Here is a 17,774-nt window from a genome sequence, read left to right as displayed (position 1 = left end):
TTCATAAGTGCCCAGCCGATGGGATATCCACGCGCACTGCCGCGGGGATTTTGGTCATTACCTCGATAGCTAACCCTATTTCAAAACCATCATCGTGAACGGATAGACGTAGGCCTGCAGCGTTACCAGCACGCCGACAAGACAGGCCAGCACGATCGAATGCAGGAAGACGTAACGCAGGATCGAGCCTTCGTGGCCGTACCAGTTGGTCGCGGTCGAGGCGACGACGATCGATTGCGCATCGATCATCTTGCCCATCACGCCACCGGACGAATTGGCGGCGGCCATCAGCACCGGCGACAGGCCGAGTTGTTCGGAGGTGATCTTTTGCAGATTGCCGAACAGCACGTTGGAAGCCGTATCCGATCCCGTCAACGCCACGCCGAGCCAGCCGAGCAGCGTGCCGAAGAAGGGATAGAGCACGCCGGTCGCGGCAAAGGCGAGGCCGAGCGTGGCGTCGACGCCGGAGAGCCGCGTCAGCGTGCCGATGGCAAGCATCGCCGAGATCGTGATCAGCGAGATCGCACACAGTCTGATGGTGCGGCCATATTCGCCGATCATCTTCAGCGGCGAGAAGCCCATCAGGAAACCGGAAACAAGCGCGGCGATCAGCATGCCCGTCCCGGTGAAGGACAGATAGGTGAAGTCGAACAGCGCGGCCTCGGGCGTCGGCTTCGCGGCCACCGGCGGCATCTTGTTGATCATGTTGTGCAGCTCGGGCACCTGATACTTCCAGACGAAGATCGAATTCGCCCAGTTCTTGAACGCGCCACTGCCCCAGATCAGCATCACGACGCAGACGATGACCCACGGCAGCAGCGCACTCCAGAGCTGCGCCTGGCTGAGCTTCGCCGTATCCAGCGGCGCGGCGGGCTTCACGGTCGCGGCCGATTCATCCCGCCCCCGCAACGCCGGAGAGGTCCAGAGCTCGCGGGGCTGCCAAACCTTGAGGAACAGGATCAGGCAGCCCATCGAGAGCAGCGACGCCCCGATATCGACGATCCACGGATTGATGTAGTTCGAGATCACGAATTGCGGGACCGCGAAGGATACGCCTGTCACCAGGATAGCCGGCCAGACCGCGGTCATGCCGCGAAAACCCGCAAACGCCCAGATCAGCCAGAACGGCACGATCAGCGAGAAGAACGGCAATTGCCGCCCGACCATGGCGCCGAGGACATAGGGGTCGAGGCCGGTCACCGACGCCAGCCCCTGGATTGGCGTGCCGAGCGCGCCATAGGCGACAGGTGCGGTGTTGGCGATCAGCGAAAGGCCGGAGGCCGCCAACGGCGAGAAGCCGAGCCCGATCAGGACCGCGCCGGTGATCGCCACCGGCGTGCCGAAGCCCGATGCGCCTTCGAAGAACGCGCCGAAGGCGAACGCGATCAGGAGAAGCTGAAGGCGGCGATCGGTGGTGACGCCGCCGATCGCCCGCTGCAGCAGCTCGAACCGGCCGGTCTCGACCGTGATGCGATAGAGAAAGATGACGTTGAGCACGATCCAGCCGATCGGAAAGAAGCCGATCACGACGCCGAGCAGCGAGGCACGGATCGACATGTTGGCTGGCATGGTGAAGATGCCGATGGTGATGATGTTGGCGGCGATCAGCGCAATGATGGCCGCGAGATGCGCCTTGACCTTGCCGCTGGCGATCAGCACCAGCAGCGTGACGACAGGCACGGCAGCGGCGATCGTCGACAGCGCAGCGTTGCCGAGCGGATTGTAGATTTGATCCCACATTGCGGTTCTCCCGACATTTGTTATTGGCGCGTGTTATTGGCGCGCCCGCCAGCCTGGATGGCCGGGCATGAGTTGAGCGATTCGCGGGAACAACCGTGGAAAAGCGGGGTTGAGCCGCCTTGGCATCGCCAACGCTCACAACCTCGCGAAGTTCGATCGCCGCCGCCCCTCGCCGTTCCGACCATGCTAGGCTCTCGGCAATGGCTGCGACAAGCTGCCGCAGGCAGGCAATTCCGTGAGCTCGGTAGTAGACCCTAATTCCTCCATCTTTTCAGGCTGTTGGAGCCCACCTTCCGGAGACGGTAATCTGTGAAAAATATTCGCTCGACGCTCGCCACGGTGTGGCGCATTTCCGCCCCCTATTTCCGCTCCGAAGACAAATGGGCCGGCCGCGGACTGCTGGCGGCGGTGATTGCGATCGAACTTTCGCTGGTCGCGATCGACGTTCTGATCAACCAGTGGCAGAATCGCTTCTTCAATGCGCTTCAAGACAGGAACTGGGATAGTTTCGTTACGGAAATCGGCATCTTTGCAGTTCTGGCGTTCTGCGCGGTCGGGCTTGCCGTCTACCAGCTTTATCTCAATCAGTGGTTGCAGATCCGCTGGCGGCGCTGGATGACCACCAAATATCTGGGCGAGTGGCTGCACGACGCAAATCACTACCGCATGCAGCTAAGCGGCGATGCCGCGGACAACCCGGACCAACGCCTCAGCGACGACGTCAAAATGTTCGTCGAGCAAACGCTGAGCATCGGTATCGGCCTGCTAAGCTCAATCGTGACCCTGGCGTCGTTCGTGATCATCCTGTGGGGCCTCTCCGCAGCAGCGCCGCTGCACGTTTTCGGCAAGGAATTCGATATCCCAGGTTATCTCGTATGGGGCGCGCTGATCTATGCCGTCCTTGGAACGGCGCTGACGCAATGGATTGGCTCGCCGCTGGTCCACCTCGATTTTAACCAGCAGCGCCGCGAGGCCGATTTTCGTTTTAACCTCGTTCGCGTGCGCGAGAACTCGGAACAGATAGCGCTGCTGAGCGGCGAGAGCGCCGAACGCGAGCGACTGTCGCAGCGTTTCGCCCGCGTCGTCGAAAACTGGTACGGCATCATGGGCCGGACCAAAAGGGTGACGGCGTTCACCACAAGCTACACCCAAGCCGCGATTATTTTTCCCTACGTTCTGGTGGCGCCGGCGTATTTCGCAAACAAGATCCAGCTCGGCGGCTTGCAGCAGACCGCATCCGCGTTCGACAGCGTACGAAGGGCGCTGTCATTTTTTATCTCGATCTACCGCACGCTGGCGGAATGGCGCGCCGTAGTCGCGCGGCTCGACGGCTTCGAGAAGGCGATTGCCAGCGCCGCGGCGCTGACGACCCGCCCCGGCACCATCGACGTCGTCGCCTCGATTGGCAGCAACAAGATCGACCTGCGCCAACTGCTGGTGCACTTGCCGAACGGAACGCCGCTGGTTTCCGCCGACAATTTCAGCCTTCGCGGTAACGAGCGCACCCTGATCACGGGTCCGTCGGGGTCTGGCAAATCGACCTTGTTCCGCGCCATTGCCGGGATCTGGCCGTTCGGGACCGGTTCGATCGCGGTCCCCCCAAGAGCCAAGCTGATGATGCTGCCACAGCGTCCGTATTTCCCGATCGACTCGCTGCACGCGGCGATCGTCTATCCCGCAGAGCCAGAGGCCTTCACGGCCGACCAGGTCAGGGATGCGGTGGCCGCAGTCGGCCTGCCGAAACTGGCGTCGCGGCTGGACGAGGAAGCGCACTGGAACCGGACGCTCTCGCTCGGTGAGCAGCAACGCCTCGGGCTCGCCCGCGCGTTGCTGCACACGCCGCAATATTTGTTCCTCGATGAGGCGACCGCCTCGCTCGATGAACCTTCCGAGGCTGCGCTGTATCGCCTGCTGCAGGCGAAATTGCCTGCCACAACCATTGTCTCAATCGGTCACCGCTCGACGCTGGAGGCGTTCCACCAGAGCAACATCGTGCTGACCCGGGATGGCGATAAGTTCGCATTGCGCGAGGCGGCCAAAGTCGCCGCGCCGTCTTGAAGCGACGGATCTACAGCCAGCGCCGCGGCCAGGGCTGGCGGCGCACCCCGCGGTGCCAGAGGTAGGAGAACGCAGTCAAAAGCATCGCGCCGGCCAGCACCGGCGCGAGCAGGAACGTCCAGGGCAGATTGCCTGAGACCACCAGCAGCGGGTTGATGCCGGCCGGCGGGTGAAAGGTCCCGGTCACGTACATCGCCAGAATGGAAAGGCCGACGGCGGCGGCCGCGGCCCAGGCCTGCGGCCCGGTCAGCTTCAGCACGGCGAGGCCAACCAGCGCCGATATCACGTGCCCGCCGATCAAAGCGCGCGGCTGGGCCGGCTCGACGTCCGGCGATCCGATCACCAGCACGATCGAGGTGGCGAACGGGATCACCGCGAGCGGGTAGTGCGCGACGGACGAGAAGAATTCCATGGCGCCGATGGCGATCGCGCCGCCGAGGCCAGCGACAGCGCCCGCCACCACGCTGCGGTGATCGTTGCGGGAGATCGCTTTCTGCAGCCTGTGCCGCCAATCCCGTTTCATCCGCGCCACCCAAAAGAAAAGGGGGCGGCAGATCGCTCTGCCGCCCCCTCGTCTTCGACAGGAAGATCTTACTTCAGGTTGGTCATCGCGGTCAGGTCAGCCGACAGCTTGACGATACCGGCCGCGCCGCACCAGTTCGAACCGACGCCCGACGGATTGATCGGGGTCACGAAGGTGCCGAGGTTGGTGCCGTTGATGTTGCCGCGAGCCGAGAAGTCGCTGGTGAAGGCGTTGCAATCACCCTTCGACAGGTTGGTGTCGGAATAGCGGAAGTCCAGCGTGAACACCTTGTAGGTGAAGCCGACGCCGACGTTCCAGGTGTTGTAATCAGCGTAGTTGATGCCGTTCGGGAACAGCGCGGTGCCGTAGAACGAGTCCGAGGTGCCCAGCCACTGGCGGCCGAACTCACCCGACACGTACATGCCGATGCCGCTGGAGCCGAACCAGGAGGTCGGCGCGATCGCCTTGCCGACGATCGAGGCGTAGGTGCCCTCGGCGCCGCTGTTGAGGAAGCTCGGCGTATAGTAGACGTTGCCGCCCAGCGAGAAGTTGTCGTTGAAGGTGTAGTTCACCTTGCCGTAGACCTCGAAGAAGCTGACGTCCTTTTTCAGAACGTTGCTGTTTACTAGCGCGTTCTGCAGACATTCGGCGCTAAGCGGAACGCCGGCGGCATCAGTGGTCCCACCATTAAATGCGTTGGCTGCGCCATATTGGCAGGTGCCGCCCGGATACAGATAGCCCCAGGCGCCGACGTCGAAGGCAAACTGGCCGACCGTCAGGCGGGCGCCACCGTAGGCGTCGACTTCAGCCGCAGCGCGGTTCGGGAACGAGATGCTGGCCGCGCCGAGGCCGACATAGAGCTGGAAGTCCTTGGTGACGTTGTAGCGCGGCTCGAAATAGGCGTTGACCGACGGCTTGTGGTTGGACTGGGTGATGCCGCGGAAGATGTAATCGTTGGTGATACCCGCGCCGAAGGCGATATCCCAGGGATCGAATGCCGGCGGCGGCGGCGCCTTGACGGCCTTTACCCGCATATCTGCAGCGAGAGCCGAACCCGATACCATTGCCAGCGCCGTTGCTAACAAAGCCAGTTTCTTCATGACAATCCCCATCACCCTTCTTGACAGTCCAGCTCCGGCGGCCCCCCAGGGCAAGCGATAACCAACTGCGGCCAAATGTCTTAACGCGGTTGCAGAGTGGTCTGCGGCGCCACGATCGTGAAGCAAAAAAGGCAAGCATGTGCCGCCTTTTTAGGCGTTCTGGCTGTTTCGATAAATCTTCTCAGCGTGTGTTGCATTCTCACAACAATTTTAGGGGTTTTCGCGCTGGCGGTCCGTATTGGGACCCGGAAAAAGCGGCATGGGCGACATACCAGCGAACGCCCTTTTGCGAATCAATTTCCCCGTGAAAGCACGGCTCCGGCCGCCTCGGGACAGCGCTCACGACGCCGGGACGGAGCTCGCGAAAAAGGCCGCAGCGGTGGACGCTGCGGCCTTTAAATTTATTCCTGGCAGTCGACCGTCTAGCTGTGGTCGCCGCCGTTGGACGAGCCCGACCCCCATGAGGGTGCGGACGGCTCCGGGGTAGCCCAGCTCGGCGCCGGTGCGGGCGCGGGTTCCGGCTCCGGCGTCGTCATTGCGGGCTCCGCCTTGGGAGCGGCGGGCTTGGCCGCCTTCCTTTTCTTCGTCGGGCTCTTCTTTGCAGCTTTCTTCGGCGCGGCGGCCTTTGACTTCTTGGCGGCCTTCTTGGCCGATTTCTTTGCGCCCTTCTTCGCAGCCTTTTTCGCCGATTTCTTCGCGGCCTTCTTCGACGCCTTCTTTGCGGACTTCTTCTTCGCCGCTACGGCTTTCTTGGCCTTTTTAGCCTTCTTGCCCTTCTTGCTCTTCTTCGCCTTCGCCATCTGGTCCTCCTGTTGTCGCTGTCAAAGTCCGTCGAGCGCTTCGAATAGTCCGTGGGCCAGATCGGGACGACACTTCTTCGAAGTGCCCTCCCGCTCCATCCCTCGTCCGGGCGCGATCTCCGGGCAAACGCTTTTGCGTTTGTCCCAAGGAAACCGGATGCTGATCCCGCCATCCACACGCGGGGCAGACGTTCCGGATCACGCCCGTAGGCCGATCGATCAATTCAGTCCTGGGATCGATCCAGGCTTTGGACCTCCTGTCGCCCAATCGAGAAGCTCAATCGTGTGCACTACAGGAACTGACGTACCGCCGGCAATTTGAACCATGCATCCAATATTGCCTGCAGCGATCATGTCCGGTTTGACTGTCGCAATGTTGGCGACCTTTCGATCGCGCAACCTGCTCGCAATGTCGGGCTGGAGAATGTTGTAGGTCCCCGCCGAACCGCAACACAAATGGCTCTCAGGCACATCTTTCACCACGAATCCATTCTTGGAAAGCAATTCTTTCGGAAGCCCTGTGATTTTCTGTCCGTGCTGCAGCGAACAAGCCGAGTGATATGCCACTGTGACGTCGCCTTTTTGGCGCGACGGCGCGAGCGCGAGGCCTGCGAGATACTCGGTGATATCCTTTGCCAGCGCGGAAATCTGCGCCGCGCTTTGTGCGAAATCGCGGTCCTCGCGCAGCATGAAACCATAGTCCTTGATGACCGTGCCGCAGCCCGAAGCGGTGACCAGGATGGCGTCGAGGCCGCCTTGTTCCGCCTCCTTTTTCCACACCGTGATGTTGGCGCGCGCCCGCGCCAGCGCGTCGCCGTCCTGCCCGAGGTGGTGGGTGAGCGCGCCGCAGCATTGCTCGTCCCTGACCAGGACGACCTCGATGCCATGGCGCGTCAGGAGACTGATGGCGGCCTGGTTGATGCGCGGGGCCAGCACCTGCTGGGCGCAGCCCTGCAGCAGCGCCACCCGCCCGCGCCGCTCGCCCGTGGCCGGAAAAACGCTGCCGCCCGAGGGGCCCGGCGCCGGGAGGCCCTTCGGCGCGAGCGCCAGCATCGCCTTGATCCGTCGCAACAGGCCGGGTGTCGCGGTCGTCTTCGGCGCCGGCAACAGGCCTGCAAACGGCCGGGCGAACCGCGCCATGATCATGCTGGCGCGAAACAGGTATGGCCGCGGCAGCACGAAAGCCAGCACCGCGCGCAAGGCCCGCTCCGTCACCGGCCTCGAAAAATCCCGTTCGATCCGGACCCGCGCCTGATCGACCAGGTGCATGTAGTGCACGCCGGACGGACAGGTGGTCATGCAGGCGAGGCAGGACAGGCAGCGGTCGATATGCTTGACCACCTCCGCGGTCGGCGGCCGGTCCTTTTCCAGCATCTCCTTGATCAGATAGATCCGCCCGCGCGGGCTATCGAGTTCGTCGCCGAGCAGCACATAGGTCGGACAGGTCGCGGTGCAGAAGCCGCAATGCACGCAGGCGCGCAGGATCTTGTCCGCTTCCGCGATGTCAGGATCGGCCAGTTGAACGAGCGAGAATTCGGTTTTCATGTCGCAGGCCCCCGCAGCATCCGGCCGCGGTTGAGGATGATGTTGGGATCGAAGCTGTGCCGCACGCGCCGGCTCAACGCGGCGAGGCCGCCGGCCTGCGGGTGGAAGACGTCGACATTTCGCCTGATCTCTTCGGATGCGCGGATCAGCGACGCATGGCCGCCGGCCGCCTCGACGCGCTGACGAACCAGGGCGGCCAGCGCGTCCGGCTTGGGCGGCAATGCCGCCCAGATCAGGCCGCCGCCCCAATCATAGATCACATCGCCCCCGCTATCGCGCGCCAGCGCCTGGCCGAGCGCACCGCCTGCGGCCGGCGGACAGACGATCCGCCACACCGGCCAGGCGCCGAGCGCGCCGCCTGCCGCAAACGGCTCGACGTCGCGGATGGCACCCCACGCCGCAGCCGAGGCTGTGTCCCGCAGCATTTGCACGGACCCGAATGGCGCAAGCGTCTTGGCCAGCGAGCCGGCGCGATCCGCGACCGAGACCGCGATGCCTTCGAGCCGCAGCAGCGTGACTGCCCGCCCCTGCGCCGCCAAACCCGCGAGCGCGCCGGTTGCGGGCCGGAACGCCGAATTGGGCAGGTGCGCCGCGCCCGAGACGTCGTAGGGCGAGCCAAGCGCTGCGGTCATCGCCCGGTTCGCGGTGACATCGTCGAGCCCCGCGAGCATCAGCGTGCGCTCGCTTTCGGGTTTGGGCATCACCTTCAGCGTCACTTCCGTCATGACCGCCAGCGTGCCCCACGAGCCCGTCAGCAGCTTGCAGAGATCATAGCCGGTGACGTTCTTCACCACCCTGCCGCCGGTCTTGAAACTGTCACCGAAGCCGGACACCGCATGCGCGCCGAGCAGATGATCGCGTGCGCCGCCGGCCCTGATGCGGCGGGGACCGGCCAGCCCCGCACCGATCATGCCGCCGATAGTGCCGTTGCCCGACACGCCGAGCAGTGCGGACGCATCCATCGGCTCGAAGGCGAATTGCTGGTTCTTGGAATCGATCAGCGACTGCACATCGGCGAGCGGCGCGCCGGCCTGCACCGTGATGATCAGTTCGTTCGGCTCGTAGGAGGAGACGGCGTTGAGCGCCGAAAGGTCCAGCACCGCGTTTGTCGCCATCGGATGGCCGATCGCGCGCTTTGTGCCATGGCCAATGGTCTCGAGCGGCTGCTCGCCGGCGATCGCCGCGCGCACCACCTCTTCGACGTCCTTGGGATCACGTACCCTGAGAGTATCCACGCTTTCAAACCCGAACTCTGGCGTCATCGTCCGCCTTGTGCGCAATTGCGCACTGGAGCGGACGATCCAGTAATCGCGGGAGCCGAGGACGAAATTCGGCGGCGCGGCGTACTGGATACCCCGCCGGAGCCTGTTATCGGGCTCGCCAAAGGCGAGACCCGGTGGCGGGGTATGAAGGTTGAAAAACTGGCAAGCGCCATCATCAAAATCTCGGAATATCCGGAAACGCCAGCTTGCCGCGATGCACATGCATGCGGCCGAGTTCGGCGCAGCGGTGCAGGATCGGAAACACTTTTCCGGGATTGAGCAGGCCCTGTGCGTCGAAGGCGCATTTCAGCCGCTGCTGCTGGTTGAGGTCGATCTCGGAAAACATCTCCGGCATCAGGTCGCGCTTCTCGATGCCGACGCCATGCTCGCCGGTGAGCACGCCGCCAAGCTCGACGCAGGCGCGCAGGATGTCGGCACCGAAGGCCTCTGCCCGCTCGATCTCGCCCGGCTGGTTGGCATCGTAGAGGATCAGGGGATGCAGATTGCCGTCGCCCGCGTGAAACACGTTGGCGACGCGCAGATTATATTTCGCCGAGAGATCGCGGATGCGGGCGAGCGCCTTCGGCAGCGCGCCGCGCGGAATGGTGCCGTCCATGCAGAGATAGTCGGGCGAAATCCGGCCCACCGCCGGGAATGCCGCCTTGCGCCCGGCCCAGAACAAATTGCGTTCGGCCTCCGACGTGGAAATCTGGCAGGTCGTCGAGCCGCAAGCTTGCGCGATCGCCTCAACGCGCTTGATCAGTTCGTCGACTTCCACGCTCGGGCCGTCCAGTTCGATGATCAAAAGCGCCTCGACATCGAGCGGATAGCCGGCATGCACGAAGGCTTCGGCGGCGTGGATCGCGGGCTTGTCCATCATCTCCATGCCGCCCGGAATGATGCCGGCGCCGATGATGTCAGCCACGCATTCGCCGGCGGCTTCGACCTCGGCAAACCCCACCATCAGGGCGCGGGCGGTCTCCGGCTTCTGCAGGATCCGTACGGTGATTTCGGTGATGACGCCGAGCAGCCCTTCCGAGCCCGTGATGATCCCCATCAAGTCGTAGCCTGAGTTCTCCGCCGCCTTGCCGCCGATCCGCAGGATCTCGCCGGACATCAGCACGATCTCGCAGCCCAGCACGTTGTTGGTGGTCATGCCGTATTTCAGGCAATGCACCCCGCCGGAATTCTCCGCGACATTGCCGCCGATCGAGCAGGCGATCTGCGACGACGGGTCCGGCGCGTAATAGAAGCCGGCATGCGCCACCGCCTGGCTGATGGCAAGGTTGGTGACGCCGGGTTCAGTCACCACCACGCGGTTGTCGAAATCGATCTCGCGGATGCGCTTGAACTTGCCGAGCCCCAAGAGCACGCCGTCGGTCAGCGGCAGTGCGCCGCCGGACAGCGATGTGCCGGAGCCGCGCGGCACCACCTTGATGCCCTGCTCAAAGCAGTATTTCAGGACCTGCGCGACCTGCTCGGTGGTGTCGGGCAGCACCACGACCATCGGCGGCTGCCGATAGGCGGTGAGACCATCGGACTCATAGGCCAGCATCTCGGCTGCGCTGTCGATCACGCCCTCGCCCGGCACGATCGCGCGCAAGGCCGTCACGATTTCGCCGCGACGGTTGAGAACCGCCTGATCGGCAGCCGGCATCATGATGGCCATCCGTGTCCCTCCAAGCCGCTTCCTTCAAGCCTCGCGGAATAACGATTTGTAGTGGCAAATCAAGCACGTCTGCCAAGGTTTGGGTAGGCCATCCGAAGGTTGGATTGCCAACCTTCAGTTCTCTCTGGGACAAGTCGGCAATGGTGAAACCTGTCAAAGTTTCGTGGCTTGTCCAATCCAGGCGAGCCTGCCACAAGAAATCCGCCTCTCCTTGGGAAGAAACAAAGAGCACCACATGAAAATATCGACTTTGAGCGCGCTGGTTGTCGTTACCTCACTGGCCACGGCATCGGGCGCGCTGGCGCAGGATGCTGCCGCCGGCAAGACCTCGTTCAACAAATGTCTGGCCTGCCACGCGATCGGCGAAGGCGCCAAGAACAAGGTCGGCCCGGTGCTGAACGGGCTCGACGGCCGCAAGTCCGGCACGGTCGACGGCTATTCCTATTCCGACGCTAACAAGAATTCCGGTATTACGTGGAACAAGGACGTGTTCCTCGAATACATCAAGGACCCCAAGGGCAAGATTCCCGGCACCAAGATGGTGTTCGCCGGCATCAAGAACGAGAAAGAGTCCAACGATCTCTGGGCCTACGTCTCCTCGTTCGACAAGGACGGCAAGCAGAAGTGAGAGCGGCGTTTCTTCACCCTCTCCTGGAGGGAGAGGGTGAAGGGATGCAGCCCTGCTCTGATTTCAGAGGGCTCCAGCGCTCGCCGCATCAAGCCAGCGTATGCACGATCACCGGGCCCGCCATCGCGGTCGCCGGCCCGGTCAACAGCGGCGCCAGATCGTGCTCGATCCATGCGAGCGCGCGCTTGTTGGATTCTTCGGCGGCCGCAAAGTTGTTGAACAGGCTGATCGCGATCACGGTGTCGTCGGGTGCATAGACCACGTAATAGCCCATGAATCCGTCGACCCCGCTGATGACGGGTATAGCGCCTTCCTTGATCCTGCGTGTGAGTTCTTCGGCCTTGCCGGGCTTGGCCTTGCCCTGACGAATGGCGGCGTACATGGCGCTCTCCCTCGAAGGTCGGCTGCCCGATATCGCAACTCTTAGGCTTCATCCCTGGCGGGACGAGCAGCGGAATCCCGCGCGCACCGATCGTACCTCATCCGGAGCCGTCAGGCCACGTGCGGCGCGTCACCGTCGCTCCTGATCGCGAGAAGAAGCGGGTCGATAGATCCCGGGGCTCCCGTACCCGTCAATCGGCCGCCGCTGCCGCCCTCGGCGTCATCGCGCCCATCATCGCCTCCACTTCTGCGATCGCGAGATCGGGCGCCGCTTGCTGAATCATGTGGCCGATGCCGGGCAGCACGATCAGCCTTGCATTCGGCGCAGCGGCAGCGAGCGGTCGGGAATGGATGCGGGTCGAGACTGTCTTGTCGGATTCATCGCCCGTGATGATCGTGATCGGCGCCGTGATCTCGGCATAGCGTGGCGCTTGCTCGGCCACTGCCGCCTTTAACGTCACGAAGTCACGCGCATTGGCGATAAATTCGCGCGGCCGCAGCAGCAGCGGCGTCGCAGTGTCCCTGACAAAGTCGTCCGGCATGGTCTGCGGCAGGAAGACGACGCGCGCGCCGCGTTCGGCCAGCAAATGGCCGAGCGGCAGCGTGATTGTATAGGCGAGCAGCGGGCCGATCACCGGCGTCGCGATGATCTTGTTGTATCGCCCGACGCCGCCCGGCCAAGGATAGGCGACCGGCGCCAGCATCACGAGGCCGGCCACAGTTTGCGGCTCATCCAGCGCCATGCGCAGGCCGAGGGCGCCCGCCCAGGAATGTACCACGAAGATCGCCCGGCCGACGCCCAGCCTTGCCAACGCCTCCCCGATCATCCGGCCCTGAATTTCGGGCGTCGAATCCTCCAGCCGGAGGCGGGTGCTCCAGCCATGCCCGGGACGGTCGATCAGGATCACGCGGTGCTTTCTGGCCAGCCGTTCCCCGACCGGCCGCCTCATCACCTCGAGATTGGAACTCGCGCCATGCAGCATCACGATCGGCGGGCCGGCCGCATCGCGCGGCCCGATATCGAGGATGTGGAGGGCTCCGCCGGCCACCTCGACGATCCTGCCCTGGGCCGGATGCGCGCGTTCGCTGAGAAAAACGCCAATTTGCGTGACCAGCGCCAGCACCGCCAGCGCCGCCACCACAATCACTACCGCCATCGAGAGTTTCCGGCCTGTTTTCTGCACCGGCGAGCTACGGCCCGGATCGGTTGCGGGTTTCGGGACTGTCCACAGGGCCGCGAACCTGTGGATAGCGGGGTCATACTGCTGTCATCGGCAAATTTGTACAGTGGCGCTGACACTTTCGCCATGTGTGCGCGTGCCTGATTAGGGGGTAGCCGGGCGCCTGCATTGTACCCAACATCCACAGGAACAAGGGCGCTCACTACAAATTGTTCCAGCGTATCATCGGAGGATGCCCCATGATTTCCGACGCAAGCGAAGCCGCCATCGATCAGATCGTAGCGAGTTGCAATGGCGACATCCGCGGCGCCCTCAAGGCGTTGTTGCGGGTCAACGAGCAGCTTGAGGCGGAACTGGCGCAGTTCTATGCAGCGGTAGGTCTCGACGGCATGGCGCGCGGCAGCAACGCCGTCCACTAAGGCGCTCAGGGATCAACGCGTTTTCCTGACGCGAAACGGCTCGAAAACGCTGCTCTAGTTGGATTTGTTCTCGTCATCCGGCGTCTGTGCGGGCGGTGCTTCTACTGCAGGGCATTGCGGGATGTTCGAACGGGCCAGCTTGGCGTCGTCAAGCGACCGGTAGGGTCCGGTTCCGAACCAGATGTCTCCGCCGACCTGAGCGTTGATAACGGGATTGCTCGTGACAATCTCGCATTTCGCGGTGGCGCGGTTGCCGACCACCCCACAGCCACCTTGCGCCAAAGCGCAGGTTCCGGTTGCGACAATCATCGCGCCGGCCAGCAGCAATGATTTCATGGCTCGCTCCTTGTCACGCAGTCAGCCGACAATAGCCCGTGGGCGGCGCGGCGTTCCTGCCTGAAGTAAGTCGTAGGGAAGGTTAATCGGGATCTTTTTTGATCGAGCATGATCTCGGACAAATGCTTCTCATTTGCCTCGGGAAAACCGGTGTCCACTTTGCGCTAACGCGGCCCTTCGGGTCCGGATCGTGCTCGTATCAGATATCGCGGCCTTCGACCTTTTCCGTCAGCGTCTTGACCAGTTCCGGCACCTTCTCGAGATGCGGATTGACGGCAAGTGCCTTGCGGAACGCCTCGAGCGCCCGCTTTTCGTCGCCGATTTCCTGCATGATCATGCCGAGCCCGGCCAGCGCACCGAAGTGCCGGGGCTCGCGGATCAGCACCTGCCGGATGTCCTCCAGCGAGTGGGTGTAGTCGTTCTTCAGGTAGTGCAGCGTCGCGCGCCGGTTCCATGCCTCGACATAGTCGGGACGCAGCTTGATGACGGCATCGAGCAGTTTCAGCGCGACGTCGACCTTCTGTGCATCCATGGCGGCCTTGGCGCGCAGCATCAACAGCGCAGCCGTGTCGCTCGGGGTCTGCATCCACAGCGCCCAGATCCGCGCCTCGACATGCTTGGCGCTGGCTTCGTCGGGGGCGGCCTTCAGCGCGCCGAACAGGAAATCCAGCCCGCGGGTACGATCGGCCCCGACCTTGGGAAGCTTGCTCGGCGCTTCCGGCAATTTCTTTTCGGCTTTCGGCGGCGGAACGACCTGGATGTTGCTTTGGGCAAAAGCGGTCACCGGCACGGCTGTCATTACAGCGGCTGTCACCACGATCCGGCAGTTACGGGCGCCCGGGAATCTCAAAACCATGGACCAAGTCTAGACGCGCAAAATCGCGCCGCAAAGCGGCACGTCGTCAAAGACCTGTGAAACGAGCAAGAAAAGCCGGCTAGGCGCCTTGGGGCTTAACCCTGGCGGGCCTTGAAGCGGCGCTGCACCTTGTTGATCACGTAAACCCGGCCCTTGCGGCGGACCAGACGATTGTTGCGGTGGCGACCACGCAGCGATTTCAATGAGTTACGGACCTTCATGGGACAATCCTGATGCTTTGAAAGGCCGTGTTGAAGGCCGAACCTGAGCTACCCGAAAGTGGCAAAATGGGATTTATCCCGAAAGCGGCCTACCGCCCGGGATTGGGCGGTTTCTAAGCCATGGCGGGACCGGATGTCAATCGGAATGGGCCCGTTTTCGGGCCCATCTGTCCCGTTCCGGACCTAACGCCGGGTCGATTGATAGCTGCTCGCTGTCAGCCATCGCTTTCGCAGAACTCATCGGAATCACTGGCAAAACAGGTCGCGCGGGAATTCGACCAGGGCCTCGCCGGTCGCGACCTTTTCCGCAAGCTGGTTCTTCACCACCACATCGATCAAAACCCAGCGGGATTTTTTAGTCGTCTGCTTGGCTTTGATGATCCCTGTGGGCTGGATGGTATCGCCGGGCCGGACCGGCTTGACCCACCGCGTCTCCAACCGCCGGTGGACCGCGCCGGCGGGGCAGGCCCAATCGGTGATCATTCGGGAGATCAACCCGAAATTGTTCATGCCGTGCATGATGATGCCGCCGAAATTGGTCTTGCCGAAATTGCCCTTCATATAGTCGTCGTCGAGATGCAGCGGGTTGTAGTCGAGCGAGGCATCGCAGAACAGGCGGATAGATTCGCGTGAGACCGCGAATTTCGGGCCGTCGATGACGTCACCGGCGGAGAGATTGTCGAACGTGGTCGTCATGGATCGCTCTCCTCTCACATTGGCCGAATCGTCCAGCCGCGGCCGGAACAGATTACCTCGCCCTTCTGGTTGAAGAAGACATTGTCGTGCACCACGAACAGCCGCTCGCGCTTGATGAACTTGTCGAGCGCGCGGGCCTGCAAGGTGATGACGTCGTTGGGCCGCGCCGGAATGTTGTAGCTCCAGGACTGTCCGGCATTGACGGTGCCGGGCGAGCGCATCCAGTCGTCGGCCGGCGTGCAGGAGAACATCAGGAGGATGTGGATCGAGGGCGGCGCGATCAGCCCGCCATAGCGGGTGGTCTTGGCATAGGCTTCATCGAAATAGATCGGGTGATCCTCGCCGACCGATTTGCAGTACAGTTCGATCGCCTCTTTCGTCAGCGTGTACGGGATGGTCTTGCGCGGCTCGCCGGGGACGATGTCGTCCCAGACCTTGCGCAGATTGGCGTCTTTCCAGAAATCGGTTTCGAAAGCCTCGGCCTGCGCCATGTCCACTCCCTTATTTTCCGCCTTTTGTTTCTGCCGCCTTGCGGAATTCGTTATATAGTATAATCAATTTTCCAGACCCAAAAATCAAGCCGGTGGGAAACCTCAGATGCCCAAGCTCAAGCTGCCCGATATCGAGAAAGTGGTCGCGATCGACATCCACACCCACGCCGAAGAGCCCTGCGGCCTGCATGGCGACGACGGCTATGACGACTTCCAGGAGCGCATGGCGGAATATTTCAAATCGCCGCACAAGCATCCGCCGACCGTGCCGGAAACCGCGGCCTATTACCGCTCCAAGAACATTGCGGCCGTGATCTTCCCGGTCGATGCCGAACGCGAGACCGGTTTCCGCCGCTACAACAATTACGAAATGCTGGAAGTGGCGTCCGACAATCTCGACGTCCTGATCCCCTTCGTCTCGATCGATCCGCACAAGGGCAAGCTCGGCGTGCGCGAGGCAAAGAAGCTGATGGAGGAATACGGCGTCCGCGGCTTCAAATTCCACCCGACCATGCAGGGTTTCTATGCCAACGACCGCATGGCCTATCCGCTCTATGAAGCGATCAATGACGGCGGCGCAATCGCGCTGTTTCATACCGGCCAAACCGGCGTCGGCTCGGGCATGCCCGGCGGCATGGGGATGCGGCTGAAATATTCCAACCCGATGTATATGGACGATGTCGCCGCGGATTTCCCCGACCTGAAGATTATCCTCGCGCATCCCTCCTTCCCCTGGCAGGAAGAGGCGCTATCGGTCGCAACCCACAAGCCGAACGTCTATATCGACCTCTCCGGCTGGTCGCCGAAATATTTTCCGCCGATCCTGGTGCGCTACATCAACTCGATTTTGCAGGACAAGATGCTGTTCGGCTCGGACTGGCCGGTGATCACGCCGGACCGCTGGCTGGCGGATTTTGCAAAACTCGACATCCGCGAGGAGATCCGGCCCAAAGTATTGAAGGCCAACGCGCGGAAGATTTTGGGTATATAAGTTAGCTTCGCCGGGGCGGCGGGCCGTAGAGCGAAGATAGTGGTGCGTGATGAAGCTCGCCAAAATCGCTGTCTTCACAAGTGCATTCTTGATCGGACATGCGCTCGGATGTCCGATGGCTCGATCTCAGTCCGGCGGCACCACCGTTGAACTCGAAACGCCGCTGGCGAGTTCGCATCCACTGCAGGGGTATCTGAGACGTCCGCTCGGCACGGGTCCCTCGCCTGCAGTCATCCTGCTGCATGGCTGCAACGGAAACTGGCGGCACATCGACGAACGTTGGGGCAAGCGGATCGCGTCCTGGAGCTATGCAACGCTCTCGGTCGATAGCTTTGGTCCGCGGGGCGTCAAAAACTGCCGCGACAGCGCTTCCAAGGATTTCAACTTCGACGCCTACCGGGCCCTGAAATTTCTGGCGCAGCATCCGTCGATCGATCCCGCGCGCATTGCCGCCGTCGGATTCTCGCGGGGCGGCCTGTCGGTTCTCGCCGCAGTCGAACGCGGCGCGATCGAGCAAGGCTCGGCGGACAAATTCCACGCCGCGGTTGCGTTCTACCCGCCTTGCGCAGGATTGAAGGGCGACCTGACCGTCCCCACGCTGATCCTGATCGGCGAACGCGACGATTTGAATTCGGCGGAAGAGTGCCGCAACATGGTGGCCGGACGCGACGGCTGGGGGATATCGCGCCGGAAGGACCGCGACATTCCGATCAAACTCGTCGTGTATCCCGACGCCTATCACGCATTCGACGCGCCGAGCCTGAAGACCCCGATGGAAACCTCGGGTCATCATTTCGAATTCAACCAATCGGCGGCGGATCAAGCGGCCGTGGCGCTGCATGAGTTTCTCGACGCGACGATCGGCTACAAAGAGTAG

The 17,774-nt window shown here is 62.6% G+C and carries 19 protein-coding genes; 5 read left to right on the top strand and 14 right to left on the bottom strand.

All coding sequences use genetic code 11. From position 1 onward, the window contains the following. Positions 1-75 precede the first annotated feature (75 nt). Positions 76-1,740 (bottom strand): L-lactate permease, encoded by a 1,665-nt coding sequence (locus V1288_RS17070; protein WP_334358138.1) that lies wholly within the window; start codon positions 1,738-1,740, stop codon positions 76-78. A gap of 309 nt (positions 1,741-2,049) precedes the next feature. On the opposite strand from V1288_RS17070, the gene V1288_RS17065 reads away from it, so the two are divergent. Continuing rightward, on the top strand, positions 2,050-3,798 hold the full coding sequence (locus V1288_RS17065; protein WP_334358137.1) for an ABC transporter ATP-binding protein/permease: 1,749 nt from the start codon (positions 2,050-2,052) through the stop codon (positions 3,796-3,798). 10 nt (positions 3,799-3,808) lie between these two features. Here V1288_RS17065 and V1288_RS17060 read toward each other — a convergent pair whose 3' ends face one another. The 6 genes from V1288_RS17060 to V1288_RS17035 form a co-directional block, all read right to left on the bottom strand. Beyond that, positions 3,809-4,321, bottom strand: a complete 513-nt coding sequence (locus V1288_RS17060) for an HPP family protein (protein WP_334358136.1) — start codon at positions 4,319-4,321, stop codon at positions 3,809-3,811. Between the two features lie 68 nt (positions 4,322-4,389). Further along, the gene (locus V1288_RS17055) at positions 4,390-5,421 is read right to left on the bottom strand and encodes a TorF family putative porin (protein ID WP_334358135.1); all 1,032 of its coding nucleotides are present in this window, start codon (positions 5,419-5,421) and stop codon (positions 4,390-4,392) included. A gap of 422 nt (positions 5,422-5,843) precedes the next feature. Next, positions 5,844-6,221 (bottom strand): histone, encoded by a 378-nt coding sequence (locus V1288_RS17050; protein ID WP_334358134.1) that lies wholly within the window; start codon positions 6,219-6,221, stop codon positions 5,844-5,846. Positions 6,222-6,440: 219 nt separating this feature from the next. Next, positions 6,441-7,766: a glycolate oxidase subunit GlcF gene (gene glcF / locus V1288_RS17045; RefSeq protein ID WP_334358133.1), complete on the bottom strand. Its 1,326-nt coding sequence runs from the start codon at positions 7,764-7,766 to the stop codon at positions 6,441-6,443. Continuing rightward, positions 7,763-9,001, bottom strand: a complete 1,239-nt coding sequence (locus V1288_RS17040; RefSeq protein ID WP_334358132.1) for an FAD-binding protein — start codon at positions 8,999-9,001, stop codon at positions 7,763-7,765. The genes glcF and V1288_RS17040 overlap by 4 nt, the downstream gene beginning before the upstream one ends. Positions 9,002-9,203: 202 nt before the next feature. Beyond that, positions 9,204-10,697, bottom strand: a complete 1,494-nt coding sequence (locus tag V1288_RS17035; protein WP_334358131.1) for an FAD-linked oxidase C-terminal domain-containing protein — start codon at positions 10,695-10,697, stop codon at positions 9,204-9,206. A gap of 235 nt (positions 10,698-10,932) precedes the next feature. Here V1288_RS17035 and cycA point away from each other — a divergent pair, with 235 nt between their 5' ends. Beyond that, the gene (cycA, locus tag V1288_RS17030; protein ID WP_334358130.1) at positions 10,933-11,325 is read left to right on the top strand and encodes a cytochrome c-550 CycA; all 393 of its coding nucleotides are present in this window, start codon (positions 10,933-10,935) and stop codon (positions 11,323-11,325) included. Between the two features lie 88 nt (positions 11,326-11,413). Here the strand turns inward: cycA and V1288_RS17025 are convergent, their stop codons facing one another. Both V1288_RS17025 and V1288_RS17020 read right to left on the bottom strand, forming a co-directional pair. Then, positions 11,414-11,707, bottom strand: a complete 294-nt coding sequence (locus V1288_RS17025; protein ID WP_057851952.1) for an antibiotic biosynthesis monooxygenase — start codon at positions 11,705-11,707, stop codon at positions 11,414-11,416. 190 nt (positions 11,708-11,897) lie between these two features. Next, positions 11,898-12,863, bottom strand: coding sequence for an alpha/beta fold hydrolase (locus tag V1288_RS17020; protein ID WP_334358129.1), 966 nt, complete (start codon positions 12,861-12,863; stop codon positions 11,898-11,900). Positions 12,864-13,126: 263 nt separating this feature from the next. On the opposite strand from V1288_RS17020, the gene V1288_RS17015 reads away from it, so the two are divergent. After that, the gene (locus V1288_RS17015) at positions 13,127-13,306 is read left to right on the top strand and encodes a hypothetical protein (protein WP_212417885.1); all 180 of its coding nucleotides are present in this window, start codon (positions 13,127-13,129) and stop codon (positions 13,304-13,306) included. Between the two features lie 54 nt (positions 13,307-13,360). Here V1288_RS17015 and V1288_RS17010 read toward each other — a convergent pair whose 3' ends face one another. The 5 genes from V1288_RS17010 to V1288_RS16990 form a co-directional block, all read right to left on the bottom strand. Next, complete coding sequence (locus tag V1288_RS17010) at positions 13,361-13,642, bottom strand: hypothetical protein (protein ID WP_334358128.1); 282 nt, start codon at positions 13,640-13,642, stop codon at positions 13,361-13,363. A 199-nt stretch (positions 13,643-13,841) separates the two neighbouring features. After that, positions 13,842-14,441: a tetratricopeptide repeat protein gene (locus V1288_RS17005; RefSeq protein ID WP_442894029.1), complete on the bottom strand. Its 600-nt coding sequence runs from the start codon at positions 14,439-14,441 to the stop codon at positions 13,842-13,844. A 152-nt stretch (positions 14,442-14,593) separates the two neighbouring features. Beyond that, positions 14,594-14,719, bottom strand: coding sequence for a type B 50S ribosomal protein L36 (ykgO, locus tag V1288_RS17000; protein ID WP_002718645.1), 126 nt, complete (start codon positions 14,717-14,719; stop codon positions 14,594-14,596). A gap of 246 nt (positions 14,720-14,965) precedes the next feature. After that, entirely contained in the window at positions 14,966-15,415 is a 450-nt protein-coding gene (locus V1288_RS16995; protein ID WP_334358126.1) for a MaoC family dehydratase, read from the bottom strand. A 14-nt stretch (positions 15,416-15,429) separates the two neighbouring features. Further along, complete coding sequence (locus tag V1288_RS16990) at positions 15,430-15,906, bottom strand: MaoC family dehydratase (protein WP_334358125.1); 477 nt, start codon at positions 15,904-15,906, stop codon at positions 15,430-15,432. Positions 15,907-16,012: 106 nt separating this feature from the next. Here V1288_RS16990 and V1288_RS16985 point away from each other — a divergent pair, with 106 nt between their 5' ends. Both V1288_RS16985 and V1288_RS16980 read left to right on the top strand, forming a co-directional pair. Continuing rightward, positions 16,013-16,897, top strand: a complete 885-nt coding sequence (locus V1288_RS16985; protein ID WP_057851959.1) for an amidohydrolase family protein — start codon at positions 16,013-16,015, stop codon at positions 16,895-16,897. Positions 16,898-17,012: 115 nt separating this feature from the next. Beyond that, positions 17,013-17,774: a dienelactone hydrolase family protein gene (locus V1288_RS16980; RefSeq protein WP_334358124.1), complete on the top strand. Its 762-nt coding sequence runs from the start codon at positions 17,013-17,015 to the stop codon at positions 17,772-17,774.

This window comes from Bradyrhizobium sp. AZCC 2176 (assembly GCF_036924645.1).
Taxonomy (GTDB): Bacteria; Pseudomonadota; Alphaproteobacteria; order Rhizobiales; family Xanthobacteraceae; genus Bradyrhizobium.
Note: the sequence above shows the minus strand (reverse complement) of the source record. Positions and strands in the feature narration are given on the sequence as shown.